The sequence below is a fragment of the Chromobacterium sp. FG22 genome (genome assembly GCF_057809415.1).
In genome coordinates this window covers 117,806-130,676 of record NZ_JBMDJX010000008.1, presented here as the reverse complement: position 1 = coordinate 130,676, position 12,871 = coordinate 117,806, and the positions used below count along the sequence as shown (strand labels likewise).

At 67.2% G+C, this 12,871-nt stretch carries 11 protein-coding genes; 2 read left to right on the top strand and 9 right to left on the bottom strand.

Annotated features, from left to right (window positions below; all coding sequences use genetic code 11):
- Positions 1 to 35 precede the first annotated feature (35 nt).
- The gene (locus ACODSD_RS10350; protein WP_488877321.1) at positions 36 to 1,232 is read left to right on the top strand and encodes a flagella assembly protein FlgT middle domain-containing protein; all 1,197 of its coding nucleotides are present in this window, start codon (positions 36 to 38) and stop codon (positions 1,230 to 1,232) included.
- A 69-nt stretch (positions 1,233 to 1,301) separates the two neighbouring features.
- On the opposite strand, the gene ACODSD_RS10345 is transcribed toward ACODSD_RS10350, so the two are convergent.
- The 4 genes from ACODSD_RS10345 to sgrR all read right to left on the bottom strand — a co-directional run bounded on the left by ACODSD_RS10345 (position 1,302) and on the right by sgrR (position 5,300).
- Positions 1,302 to 1,718, bottom strand: coding sequence for a RidA family protein (locus tag ACODSD_RS10345; RefSeq protein ID WP_235089431.1), 417 nt, complete (start codon positions 1,716 to 1,718; stop codon positions 1,302 to 1,304).
- A gap of 34 nt (positions 1,719 to 1,752) precedes the next feature.
- Positions 1,753 to 2,967, bottom strand: coding sequence for a cyanate transporter (locus tag ACODSD_RS10340; protein WP_253314119.1), 1,215 nt, complete (start codon positions 2,965 to 2,967; stop codon positions 1,753 to 1,755).
- Complete coding sequence (locus ACODSD_RS10335; RefSeq protein ID WP_107800256.1) at positions 2,964 to 3,509, bottom strand: MarR family winged helix-turn-helix transcriptional regulator; 546 nt, start codon at positions 3,507 to 3,509, stop codon at positions 2,964 to 2,966. Before ACODSD_RS10335 ends, ACODSD_RS10340 begins: the two co-directional genes overlap by 4 nt.
- A gap of 108 nt (positions 3,510 to 3,617) precedes the next feature.
- A complete protein-coding gene (sgrR, locus tag ACODSD_RS10330; RefSeq protein WP_488877320.1) occupies positions 3,618 to 5,300 on the bottom strand; it encodes an HTH-type transcriptional regulator SgrR in 1,683 nt (560 codons plus the stop codon).
- A 17-nt stretch (positions 5,301 to 5,317) separates the two neighbouring features.
- On the opposite strand from sgrR, the gene ACODSD_RS10325 reads away from it, so the two are divergent.
- Positions 5,318 to 5,623, top strand: coding sequence for a hypothetical protein (locus tag ACODSD_RS10325; RefSeq protein ID WP_146176695.1), 306 nt, complete (start codon positions 5,318 to 5,320; stop codon positions 5,621 to 5,623).
- Positions 5,624 to 5,631: 8 nt separating this feature from the next.
- On the opposite strand, the gene ACODSD_RS10320 is transcribed toward ACODSD_RS10325, so the two are convergent.
- The 5 genes from ACODSD_RS10320 to secF form a co-directional block, all read right to left on the bottom strand.
- On the bottom strand, positions 5,632 to 8,013 hold the full coding sequence (locus ACODSD_RS10320) for a chitinase C-terminal domain-containing protein (RefSeq protein WP_488877319.1): 2,382 nt from the start codon (positions 8,011 to 8,013) through the stop codon (positions 5,632 to 5,634).
- A gap of 365 nt (positions 8,014 to 8,378) precedes the next feature.
- Positions 8,379 to 9,200, bottom strand: a complete 822-nt coding sequence (locus ACODSD_RS10315; protein ID WP_488877318.1) for an MBL fold metallo-hydrolase — start codon at positions 9,198 to 9,200, stop codon at positions 8,379 to 8,381.
- A gap of 3 nt (positions 9,201 to 9,203) precedes the next feature.
- Positions 9,204 to 11,105, bottom strand: coding sequence for a DNA mismatch repair endonuclease MutL (gene mutL, locus ACODSD_RS10310; RefSeq protein ID WP_488877317.1), 1,902 nt, complete (start codon positions 11,103 to 11,105; stop codon positions 9,204 to 9,206).
- 70 nt (positions 11,106 to 11,175) lie between these two features.
- On the bottom strand, positions 11,176 to 11,820 hold the full coding sequence (locus tag ACODSD_RS10305) for a DedA family protein (protein WP_107800251.1): 645 nt from the start codon (positions 11,818 to 11,820) through the stop codon (positions 11,176 to 11,178).
- A 107-nt stretch (positions 11,821 to 11,927) separates the two neighbouring features.
- A complete protein-coding gene (gene secF / locus ACODSD_RS10300) occupies positions 11,928 to 12,863 on the bottom strand; it encodes a protein translocase subunit SecF (protein WP_107800250.1) in 936 nt (311 codons plus the stop codon).
- Between the last annotated feature and the right edge of the window lie 8 nt (positions 12,864 to 12,871).

The following is a 12,871-nucleotide window of genomic DNA, read 5'->3' as shown; positions in this document are numbered from 1 at the left end:
CGGCGGCTTTTGTTTGTCCGGCAGGCGCCGAGATCATGCGCGCCGAGGGCGTGGCCTCGTTGGACAACGGCGTCGCCGCCGCGCGCGAGCAGGCGCTGCAGGACGCGCTCAAGATGGTGGCGCTGCGCCAGGGCGCGCGGGTGGAGGCTTCGCAGGGGCTGGATTACGGCAGGAGCAGCGAGTCCGGCACGCTGACGCCGCTGGCGCCGGCGCAGGGCGCGGTCAAGGTGGTGAAGGAGTTCCAGCAGGGCAAGCTCTACCATGTGCTGGTGGAGGTGGACACCGCCAAGCCGTCCGGCGCCGCGCGCGGCAAGGAGGCCGCCTGCGCGATGCCGCCGGGCCGCAGCCTGCGCCGCAAGATCGTCACCACGTATTTCCAGGTGGACCGCCCGGCGGAGGCGTCCGACATGCCGGAGCTGGCCACCGGCCTGCCCACCGAGCTGTCGCGGCGGCTGGGCGCCAACCGCATGTACAGCCTGTTGGACGCCAACACGGTGTCGGTGCTGGCGGATGCGCGCGTGGCCGAACCGGCCGCCGGCGCGGAGATCGCCCGCCGCATCGGCCAGTCCGAGGATGCCCAGTTCGTGGTGGCGGGGCGGGTGCTGGCCACCGGCGCCACCGCCAAGGGGCTGCGCAAATCGCTGTACGAGTCCAACAACACCAGTCAGCAGGGGACGTTCTACAACGGGCCGTTCGCCGGCCTGTTCGGCGGCGGGGTCAAATACGTGCCCACCGAGCGCCAGTTCGACGCCGAAGTCTGGGTGTACGACGCGCTGACCGGCGCCTTGCTGGCCCGCGAGCGGGTGTCGGAGCTGGCCAAGGGCGAAGTGACGCCGAATCCGCCGCGGCCCTTCGCCTCGGCGGCGTTCTGGCAGAGCGATTACGGCCAGGCGGTGAACCGGGCGCTGGATCAGGCGGTGAGCAGGATAGGCGAGGTGATTTCCTGCATTCCGTTCTCCGCCCGCATCGTCAAATTGGCCGGCCCGCGCCAGGTCTACATCAACGCCGGCTCGCTGGACGGCGTCGCCGTCGGCGATAAATTCCTGGTCTATCAGCGCAAGAGCGCGCAGCCGGTGCGCGATCTGATCTCCGGGCGCGAGCTGGGCGTGCCGGAAACCCTGGCCGGCGACGTCGTCATCAGCCAGGTGCAGCCCAATTTCGCCGTCGGCGCGGTGCAGGCGCCGGGCAAGGTGGAAGAAGGCGATTACGTGCGCTTCATGCCGCGGCGCTGAGCGCGGCCGCCAATGAAAAAAAGCCCGCCTTCACGGCGGGCTTTTTTGCGTCGGATTTGCGTCGGAGAGTCAAGCGGGCAGGAAGGCGGTGGCCTCGATTTCGAACAGCATGCCGTCCAGCGCCAGCCGTGGCACCGGGATCAGCGTGCAGGCCGGCGCGGGCAGCGCGCCCCAGGCGGCGGCCAGTTCCGCGCCGAAGGCGCGCAGCCGCGCCTCGCTGTGATCGACGATCAGCACCGTCAGCTTGGCGACATGGGCGAGATCGGCGCCGCCGGCGGCCAAGGCGGTGCGCAGATTGACCAAGGCCTGGCGCACTTGCGCCTCGAAACCGTCGGCCAGTTCGCCGGCGGCGTTTTCACCGCCCTGACCGGCCACCAGCAGCATGCGGCTGCCGGCGTCGACGATGGCCAGATGGGAATAGCCGTTGGGCGCCGGGTCGTACAGACCGGCGGGATTGCTCAGGCGGAAGGGAACGGTTGTGCTCATCGACTTTCTCCTGTGGTGTGCCGCCGTCCCGGGATCAACGGGGCTGCGCGGCGACGACGGCCGGGTTTTGCATCGCTTCGGCGTAGCCCTGGGGCGCGAAGCGGCGGGTCAGCACCAGCAGGCTGGCGATCAGTAGCGCCAGGCACAGCCAGGCCAGATTGAAGCTGGAAGTGGCGTCGCGGATCCAGCCGGCGGCGAAGGGCGCCACCGCGGCGATCAGATAGCCTATGCCCTGCACGAAGGCCGACAACTGGCCGGCGTTGCGCGCGTCCTCGTAGTGGTGCAGCGTCAGAATCATGGTCAGCGGGAACAGGCCGCCCACGCCCAGGCCCAGCAGCGCCACCCACAGCAGCAGCAGGCCGCCGTGCGGCGCCAGCACCATGCCCAGCAAGCCGGCCAGCACCGCCAGCAACACCAGGGTCAGCCAGCCGCGCATATCATGACTGCGCGCCGACAACAGCGGGATGGTCAGGCCGGACACCACTTCCATGCCGGTCATGAAGCTGAGCATCAGGCCGCCTTGCTGCTGGCTCCAGCCCAGCTGCACGAACAAGGCCGGCAGCCAGGCCAGCGAGCTGGCGTAGACCGCGGTGCCGATGCCGAAATAAAAGGCCAGCAGCCAGGCGCGCGGAATCCGGCTGAATTGCGGAGCGCGCGCGGCGGAGCCGCCGCCGGGAGCGCGGCGCGGCGCGCTCAGCAGCCAGCAGGGCAGCGCCAGCGCCGCCAGAGCGGCCCAGGCGGCCAGGCCGTTTTGCCAATGCGCGCTATGCGCGGCCAGCCACGGCGCGCCGGCGGCGGCCAGGGAGGCTCCGCCCATGATGGCGGTGATGTAGAAGCCCATCAGCGCCGAGACCTTGTGCGGGAAATACTGCTTGATGAAGCCGGGAATCAGGGCCTGGGCCAGCGCGATGCCGATGCCGGCCATCAGCGCGGTGGCCAGCAGCGCGCCGAAGCTCGCCGGCAGCCAGCGCAGCGCGCTGGACAAGAAAATCAGCAGCAGGGCGATGACCACGCCCAGCCGCGCGCCGGCGCGGCGTTCCAGCCAGCTGCCCAGAAAGGCGCCGGCGCCCATGGTGGCCACCGGCAGCGTGGTCAACAGCGAGGCGTCGCTAAAACTCATGCCGGTGGCGTGGCGCAGCTGGTCCAGCAGCGGGCCGATGGCGGCGAGGGCGGGGCGCAGGTTTAGGCCCACCAGGATGATGGACAGCGCCAGCCACAGCGGGCGCTGAACGGAGGTGTCTTGCTTCATGAAGTTTTGCTTTCGGTGGGGAGGGGGCGAGCTTGGGGCGTCGCTTCGGCTTGCGCTTCTCCGGGGAAGCTTTGCAGCCACTGGCTCAGCAGCGCGGCCAGTTGTTCGCGTTGCGGCGCGGCCAGCGCGGCCAGCGCGGTGTCCTGGGTGGCGATGTGGGCGCTCATCGCGCGCTCAATCAGCTCCAGTCCGGCCGGGCTCAGACGGATCAGCATGCCGCGGCGGTCCTTGGGGTCGGGCAGGCGCTCCACCCAGCCGGCGCTTTCCAGCCGGTCCAGGCGCTTGCTGACCGCGCCCGAGGTCAGCAGCAGCGTGGTGTAGAGCATGGTGGGCGATAGCTGGTAGGGCGCGCCGGCGCGGCGCAGCGTGGCCAGCACGTCGAACTCGCCGTCCTTGAGTCCGAAGCGGGCGAAGTTGTCGGCCAGCGCGCGCTCCACGTGGGTGACCAGCCGCGCCAGCCGGCCGATGACGCCGATGCTGGCGCTGTCCAGATCGGGCCGCTCGCGCCGCCACTGGGAGATGATGGTGTCTATCTTGTCCATGGGGGGCGATTATGTCATGGATATGTATTCCTGGGAAGATATTTTACTTAAAGTATCTTTATGTGAAATTATTCGCGCGGCATCAGGCGACCCCGCGTTTGAACCGCTTCAGCCGTCCGCTTGCAGCCAGGCGGACTTGAAATCAAACCAGCCCAGGCTGTTGAGGCGCACGCCCTGCATCTGGGCCGGCCCTTGCAGCCGCAGCCAGTTGTGAAACAGCGGCAGCATCCAGCGTTGCTGGACCACGGCGGCGGACAGATCCTGGGCGCGGAACAGGCCCTGGCGCCAGCTCTGATGCCACTGCGCCAGCGGCAGCGCCGGCTCCAGGCAGCAGCGCAGCAGCGGGGTGCCCAGCACCCAGGCGGCCACCGAGTATTCCGGCCGGGTGGCGAAGTTGACCGAGCCCAGCCACACATCGGCGTCGGCCCGGCCCTGCTCCCAGTCGGCGTAGGGCAGGGCGAGGCATTCCAGCGTCACGCCGTGGGGCCGCAGGCAGCGCGCCATCGCGGCGGCGATCAATTGGTACTCCGGATGCTGCTCGTAATACGCCAGACGCAGCGCGCTCAGACCGTCCGGCGGCTTCAGGTTCAAGGCCGGCTGGGCGTGGTGCCAATTGGGCAGCAGGCCGGCGGCCGGCGCCCAGTACTGACGCACCGCCGGCGCGGTTTCATGGATCACGGCCAGCGGCGCCAGGGCCTGGGCCAGCCAGTCGCGCAGCGCGGCGTCGTGCAGACGCGGGGAGCGGCCGTCGGCGAGCAGGAAGTAGACGCCGGACTCCAGCGCCATTTCGGTCTGCACGCTGGGCTCGCGCGGATTGATGCGCACTTCCAGGCCGCAGACCTGGCCGTTGCCGTGCTCCAGTTGTTCGCCCAGTTCCGGCATCATCCAGATGTCCACCTGGTCCAGCAGCGCGCGGTAGCCGAAGTAATCGTCGAAGGCCTGCAAGCACAGCCGGTGGCGGGTGTTGGCGGCGACGCGGTAAGGGCCGGTGCCCACCGGGCGCGAGGCGAAGTCGGCGCGGGCGGCGTGGTCGGCCGGCAGGATCAGCGCGGCGCTGTCGGCCAGCAGCCAGGGCAGCCATTGGTCGGGCTCGCTCAATTCCAGCGCCAGGCTGCGCGGCGACAAGGGCCGCACGGCTTGCAGATGGGAGAACAGCGGCTGCGTGCGCAAGCGCAGCAGCGAGGCCTGGACATCGGCGACGCTCAGCTCGCGGCCGTCGTGCCAGCGCACCGCCGGTCGCAGGTGGAAGTGCCATTCCAGCGGGCCCTGCTGGCTCCAGTGATGGGCGAGATCGCCTTCCACTTCCCCTTTTTCCTCATTTATCCGGCTCAGTCCGTTGAAGATCTGGCCGACCAGATGCCGCTCGGAACGGCGCAAGGGCGTGCCGGGGTAGAGGTTGGGCAAGGGCCGGTAATAAGGCACGCCCAATACCTGGCGGTCCTGGCTCCAGCGTTTGCCCAGCCGCGCCAACAGCAAGGGCGCCAGCTCGCCGCGGTCGTCACCCAGCAAGTCCACCGCCTGCTCCACCCGGCCCTGTTCCAGCAATTGCGCGGCGCGCTCCCGCTGTAATTGCTCCGGGGCTTGCAGAAAGCGCAGTTGCGAGCGCATGCCGCGCCCGGCTTGCGCCTGCCACGCTATCCAGCCTTGCGCCTGCATCTGTTGCAGCAGGCTGCGCATGTGGCGACGCGTGCAAAACAGCAGGTCGGCCAGCTGTTGCAGCGAGACGGCCTCGGTCTGGCCGGCGAAGTGATGATGGAGCTTCTGGTATTGCTGGGCGAGCCGCGCGGACATAAGAGGAAGTTTCCTGATTGAAAGTCAGCAATTTTTATTGCCTCATATTGCGCCGACAATACTCGCATCCACAGCGGGAGTCCACAGCGATGAAAACCGATCCGACCTTCTTGTTTTACCAGCGTTTTCTCGACGGCAAAAAGCCGGTGTTCGGCTTGACGCCGCAGGCGGCGCTGGAGCGTTTGAACGAGTTGATGCAATGGCGGCCGCCGGCGGACGGCGGCGCAGAAAAAAAGCCGGGCGAACCCGGCTTGGAAGGTACTGAGGAGAACGAGGGAATTCAGAACCCGTTCAAAGTCTGGCGAGCCAGCGCCAGACATTGAAGCGGATCTCAGCGTAGGTAAGGCAGGTAGGGCGCCTCCTCGCGGATGGCGTAAGTCTTGCCGCCCAAGGTCACGCTGAAGTTGCGCGGGCCGGAGATTGGCAGATAGTAGACCACGGCCAGGCTGACGCTCTGGCCCGGCGCCAGCGACTGCCACGACGGCAGCTTGACCGAGACGCGATGGGCGTCGCCCTTCAGGCCGCCGATATTGTTGCCGCTATGGCCGACGCTGATCACCTTGAGTCCGAAGCCGGACTGGTCGGCGAAGTTGGACGGCGCCGAGGTGGGCACGTCGAACTGGAACTCGGTGCCGCCGGGCAGGGTGCTGCCGGAACTGTTGGTGATGGTCAGCTTGGGGTTGATCGGATAATTGCTGTCGCCCAGCGCGTAGCCGTCCAGCGAGAAGCCGACGTCGATGGCGGCGGTGGCGGCCGGTGCGGCGGCGGCGGGCTTGACGCTGACGGCGGCCGGTTTGCTGAAAGCGTTGTACAGCAGGCTGGTCAGCGTGGTGCCGATGAAGTACTCGCCCTTGCCGCCGTTGCGCTCCTGTTTCCAGTCGTAGTCGCCGGCCAGTTCCCAGAACATCACGCCGCCGACGTTGTTGGCGTCGACCCAGGCGGCTTTCTTGGCGATGGACTGCTCATCCTCGGTGGACAGGAACACTTTCTTGCCGGCGTTCCACAGCCACGGCGCGCTCAGGGTGTCGTTGTAGAAACGCTGATAGCTGCCGCTGAGCTGGTTTTCCGGCTTGCTCGGGTCCAGGTAGGCGGACAGATAGCTGCCGCCCTGGTTTTTCTCCAGGTTCTTGGCGTGCCACATTGGGTTGGAGCCGGCGCCCACTTCACGGCCTTGTTCGTCCAGGTCGTGCCACAGATTGTCTATGCCCACCGCGCCGTCGCCGCAGGTTTTCAGGCCGGTCGGGCAGTTGCCGCCCACCGAAGTGCCCCACAGGCCGTTGCTGCCGCCGTTGACGTTTTTCCAGCCGCGGGTGTAGTAGGGCACGCCGATATTGACGCGCGCCGCCGGCAGGCCGCCGCGGTAGTAGTGGTAGGACCAGTCGGTGTTCAGATAGCCGATGCCGCCGTATTGCGCGGTGGTGTACACGCTCCAGCGCGCCAGTTCGGCGTCCTTGCCGTCGTCGTAGAGCGCGGCGTTGGGGCCGACGAACTCGTTCCAGGCGCCGTGCAGGTCATAGGACATCACGTTGACGAAGTCGAAGTTGCGCAGGCTCTGGAAGGCTTCCATGCCGCGCAGCAGATAGCCGGAGGCCGGCACCGCGGCGGTGAGCTGGTAGTAGCGGCCGTCCTGGGAGGCGGCGCGGTCCAGCCTTTCGCGCAATGTCCGCGTCAGCGCGTTGAAGCCCTTGTTTAGCGAACCGCGGCGGGCGTTGGCGACGCTCCAGTCCAGCGGATTGCCGGCGTCGTTCATCGAGGTCGGGTATTCGAAGTCGATGTCCACGCCGTCGAAGCCGTATTTGCGCAGGAAGGCGACGGCGGAGTCGGCGAAGGCGTCGATGCCGGCCTGGTTGACGCTGCCGTCGGCGTTGATGGTCATGCTGTAGAAGCCGCCGCTGTTGACGCGCTTGCCGTCCGCGCCGAAATAGCCGCCGGTCTCGGCCCAGCCGCCCACCGAGACCAGGGTTTTGACGCCCGGGTATTTGCGCTTGTACTGGGTCAGCAGGTTGAAGTGGCCTTTATAGGGCAGGCTGGCGTCCATTTCCGCGCCGGGCACGCCCGGCCAGCTCATGTCGGTGGCCGGGTTGCCGGGATTGTTTTCGCCTACCGACAGCCGGTTGTTGCCGTCCACGTGGGCGAAGGCGTAGTTGATGTGGGTGAGCTTGCCCCAGGGGATGTCGCTGGCGAGGTAGGCCGGCTGGCCGTTCTTGCCGGTGCGCCAGCTGGTGAAGTAGCCGATCAGCCGCTTGCGGCTGCCGTTGGCCAACTGCTCGGCGCCGCCTTTCTGGTAGGCCGCGCAATACGGCACGTCCACGCCGTCGGTGCGCGCCAGCCCTTCCGGCCGGCACAGCGCGTTGCCGGTGGGCGGCGGCACTTGCACCAGCGGCGGTTCGGTCGGGTTGCCGCCGCCGCCGTCGCACTGGCCGATCAATTTCCATGGACTGGCGTCGCTGGCGGAAGGCGTATTGCCCTGGGTCCACCATTTGGCCTCCCAGGTCTGGCCCTGGTAGCTGACGCGCTGGCCGCCGGTGTAGATCGAGCCGGCGCTCCAGGCCGGGTCGGCGCAGCTGGCGGCCGCGGTTTTGATCAGGCCGTCGCGGGCGGCGGATGCCGGCGCCTTGGCGGCGGTGGGGGCATGCTGGGCGGCCAGCAGCGCGGCGCCGGCCACGGCGGTGCCGGCCAGGCCGGTTTTCAGCAGCAGTAAGGCTTTGCTCACAGTCCATCTCCTTCTTGGAAAAAGGCGGGGCGAAAGGCCGGCGCGGCGCGCCGACTTGTATTTAAGTTGTATTAAAGTTGTATGTAAGTGGTATTGGACCTAAGCATGTGCAGGGAAGGACTAAGCACACACCTGTTCTTTTTTTCAGGTGTATTCGCGCCGTTTTTTGCTAGGGCCCGGACGAAGACGGACACGCTGAGCGCGGCGGGGCGGTCAAAGCCCGCAGCGGCGGCGTTTATGCGGTTTGGAGGCGGGAGAAGGAGACGGAGCGGCGGTCGGAATGCTGCAATGCGGCACGCCGACCGTGAATAATGGCGGAAAGAGCGAACTGTCGTTTTTCCGCGGCAGGAACTGTCGAAACCGGTTTAGTCGAAGCTCAGTTGACTGCCGGCGGCGATGGCGTGCTGGCGCGCCAGCGCGTGACGGGCGTAGCCGGTGCAGTGACAGGCGTACAGGCCCTCCGGCGCCAATTGCTGGAAGTAGCGGCGGGTCCGCCAGACGCGCCACGGCGTCGCGCTGCGCAGGTGGAAACCGCCTATCACCGCGTGGACGCGCGGCTCGGCGCAAACTTCGCGCGCGTAGTCGACGATGTGGCGGATGCCGGAATGGGCGCAGCCGCTGAAGACGATCAGGCCTTGCTCGCCGCGGTAGACCAGGGCCGAATCGTCGGCCACCGGGTCCGGCCGGTGGCCGCTCGCGTCGACGAGGCGGCCCAGGGTGCCGCGGCCTTCGGCGTGGCGCCGTCGTGGAATCTGGCCGAGGAAGACGTAGCGGTCGGCGAAGGCGTGGGGCCGGGCGTGCAATTGCAGCTCGAAGCTGGCTTGCAGATCGGCTTCGGCGAGCGGCGAGCCCAGCTTGCGCAGCGTGATCGGCCCCAGCCGCGCTTCGCGCGCTCGGAAGGCCTCGGGATGGGCCAGCAGCGGCAGCGGCGCCGCCGCGCGCTGGCGCAAGAGCCGGCTGAGCGCAGGCAGGCCGCCGCTGTGGTCGTAATGGCCGTGCGACAACACCACCTGGCTGAGCGCGGCGAGATCGACGCCCAGCTGACTGGCGTTGCGCAGCAGCGCGTCGCTGCGGCCGGTGTCGAACAGGATGCGGTGCGGGCCGTCCTCGATCAGCAGCGCGAGGCCGGGCTCGGCGATCAAGTCCGGCCGCAGGCTGTGGTTTTCCGCCAGTACGGTGACGCGCATCGCTTATTGACCGCGCATGAACAGCTTGTCCAGCTCGCGCATGGACAACCGGGTCCAGGTGGGGCGGCCGTGGTTGCATTGGCCGGAGCGTTCGGTGGCTTCCATATCGCGCAGCAAGGCGTTCATTTCCGGCAGCGTCAGCTGGCGGTTGGCGCGCACCGCGCCGTGGCAGGCCATGGTGGCCAGGAGCTCGTTGCGGCGCTCGGTCAGCACCTGGCTGAGGCCGAACTCGCGCACATCCTTCAGCACCGCGCGCGCCAGGTCCACCGGATTGCCGTCCTTCAGCCACACCGGCACACCGCGCACGGCGATCTGGGTGGGGGACAGCGGCGCCAGTTCCATGCCCAGCCGCTTCATCTCCTCGCCGTGCTCGTGGGCGGTGGCCACCTCCATGCGATCGGCGGCGAAGGACACCGGCAGCAGCAAGGGCTGCATCGGGATGGTGTCGGCCTCCAGCGCGGTTTTCAGCTGTTCGTAGACGATGCGTTCGTGGGCGGCGTGCATGTCCACCAGGATCAGCCCGTCTTCGCACTGGCTGAGGATGTAGACGCCGTGCAGCTGCGCCAGCGCGAAGCCCAGCGGCGGAACGCCGTCCGCGCTTTGCGGCAGCGCGGCCACGCGCTGCGGCGGCAGGCTGTATTCCACCGGCGCTGGCGCCGGCGCGGCGGGCTGGGCGCGTTCTTCCTCGCGCAGGCCGCCGAACAGCTTGTCGTAGATGCCGGTGGCTTCCCTGGCCACGTGCAGCGGCATCGCCTGCTGCTGGTAGCGGAAGGCGGGCTGTCCCCCGGCCGGGCCGGAGGAGGGCGCGGCGGGCCGATTGAACGGCTTGTCGAACAAGGGCGCGGATTCGCCCTGGGCCAGCGCGGGCTCGGCCGCCGAGTCGGCGCCGGCGATCTGAACGGTAGGCGCGGCGCCGGCGGTGGTGCTGGCCAAAGCCTTGTGCACGCTGTGGAACAGGAATTGGTGGATGGCCTGCGATTCGCGGAAGCGCACTTCGATCTTGGTCGGGTGCACATTGACGTCGACGCCGGACGGCTCCATGGTCAGGAACAGCGCATAGGCCGGATGGCGATCGTGGTGCAGGACGTCGCGGTAGGCCTGGCGCAGCGCGTGCAGCGCGGTCTTGTCGCGGACGAAGCGGCCGTTGACGTAGAAGTACTGGGCGTCGCGGCTGGCCTTGGAGTAAGTGGGGGAGGCGACGAAGCCGCTGAGCGTCAGCGGGCCGGCGGCGGTGTCGATCTCGATGGCGGCGGCGACGAAATCCTTGCCCAGCATCGCGGCCACGCGTTCGGCCAGGCTTTGCGCCGGCAGGCGCCAGATCACCTTGCCATTGTGGCGCAGCATGAACTCCACATGGGGGTGGGCCAGCGCGATGCGCTCGAAAACGGCCTCGCAGTGCGCGTATTCGGTGTTCTCGCTTTTCAGGAATTTGCGCCGCGCCGGGGTGTTGAAATAGATGTCCACCACTTCCACGCTGGTGCCGGGCGAGTGGGCGGCCGGCTCCACCGGGTGCAGCGCGCCGTCGATGGCGATGAGCTGGTGGGCGTGTTCGGCGTCCGGCGGCCGGCTGACCAGGGTCAGCCGCGACACCGAGGCGATGCTGGCGAGGCCCTCGCCGCGGAAACCCAGGGTGGCGACGTTTTCCAGATCGTCCAGCGAGGCGATCTTGCTGGTGGCGTGGCGATCCAGCGCCAGCGCCAGGTCTTCCGCCGCGATGCCGCCGCCGTTGTCGGTGACGCGCAGCAGCTTGATGCCGCCCTGGGCCAGGTCCACCGTGATCTTGGACGCGCCGGCGTCCAGGCTGTTTTCCAGTATTTCCTTGAGCGCGGAGGCGGGGCGTTCCACCACTTCGCCGGCGGCGATCTGGTTGACGAGGTGGTCGGGCAGGCGTTGGATGCGTTTCATGGGCGGCATTGGGGCGTGATGTCAAAGCAAAAAGGCCGCGCTACGGCGGCCTTGTCGATTCTACTACGGATCAGCCGCGGGCGGCCGCGCGCTTGTGGCGCCAGATTTCAATCAACCCCGGCAGGAAGGAGACCAGGATGATGCCGAAGATCAGCAATTCCAGGTTCTTGCGCACGAAGGGCAGGTTGCCGAAGAAATAGCCGGCGTAAGTGAAGCCGACCACCCAGGCGATGGCGCCCACCACGTTGTAGCGCAGGAACTGCGGGTAGTGCATCTTGCCGATGCCGGCGACGAAGGGCGCGAAGGTGCGCACGATGGGCACGAAGCGGGCGAAGATGATGGTTTTGCCGCCATGGCGTTCGTAGAAGGCGTGGGTGCGGTCCAGGTATTGCGGCTTCAGGATGCGCGGAAACTTGTCGAACAGCTTCATGCCGACGTTGCGGCCGATGGCGTAATTGGTTGCGTCGCCGAGGATGGCGGCGACGATCAGGAGCAGCACCAGCAAGTGCGGGTTCATCTGGCCCATGGCCGCCAGCGCGCCGGCGACGAAGAGCAGCGAGTCGCCGGGCAGGAAGGGGGTGACCACCAGTCCGGTTTCGCAGAATACGATCAGAAACAGAATGGCGTAGATCCAGGGGCCGTAGGCGGCCACCAGCTGGGACAGATGAGTGTCGATGTGCAGGATGAAGTCGATCAGAAAAGTGATGGCTTCCATGATGTCGTTGCGCTCGGTAAGGGTGCTGCTCGGGTTGAAAGTACAACTGGCCGGACAAGCCGGCCAGCAATCAGAACCTTTTTAAATGAGGCTCATGAGGGAAGTGGTCAGACGACCGCTTCTTCTTTTGGTTTCACCGGCTTGATCATATGTTCGCGCTTCACGCCCAGCCACAGGGCGATCGGGCTGGCGACCAGCACCGAGGAGTAAATGCCGAACACGATGCCGATGGTCAGCGCCATTGCGAAGCCGTGCAGCGCCGGGCCGCCGAACAGCAGCATGGACACCACCATCATCTCGGTGGAGAAGTGGGTGATGATGGTGCGGCTCATCGTGGCGGTGATGGCGTTGTCGATGACTTCGGCCACGCTGTGGCCCTTCATGCCCGGCTTGCGGAAGTTCTCGCGAATCCGGTCGAACACCACCACCGATTCGTTGACCGAGTAGCCCAGCACCGCCAGGATGCCGGCCAGCACGGTCAGCGAAAACTCCCAGCGGAAGAAGGCGAAGCAGCCCAGGATGATCACCACGTCGTGCATGTTGGCGATGATGGCCGCGATAGCGAAACGCCATTCAAAGCGGATGGCCAGGTAGATCATGATGCCCACGCACACCAGGATGGTGGCGGTCAGACCGTGGGTCACCAGTTCCTCGCCCACGCTGGGGCCGACGAAGTCCACTTTGCGCAGTTGCACTTGAGGATCGCCGGCCTTGAGCATGGCCATCACTTTTTCCGACAACTGGGCGGAGGTGACGCCCGGCTTGTTGGGCAGGCGTATCATCACGTCGCGGCTGCTGCCCAGGCTCTGCACCGTGGATTCGCCCAGCTTGAGCTCGTCCACCTTGTCGCGGATGGCGCCCAGGTCGGCGGACTGCTGGTACTGCACTTCCAGCACGGTGCCGCCGGTGAATTCCACGCTGTAGTTCAGGCCGCGGGTGGCCAGGAAGAAGATGGCCAGGATGAAGGTCACCAGCGAGATGGTCGTGGTGAGCCGGCCGTAGCTCATGAACGGGATGTCCCGTTTGATGCGGAAAAGCTCCATATCCGGTC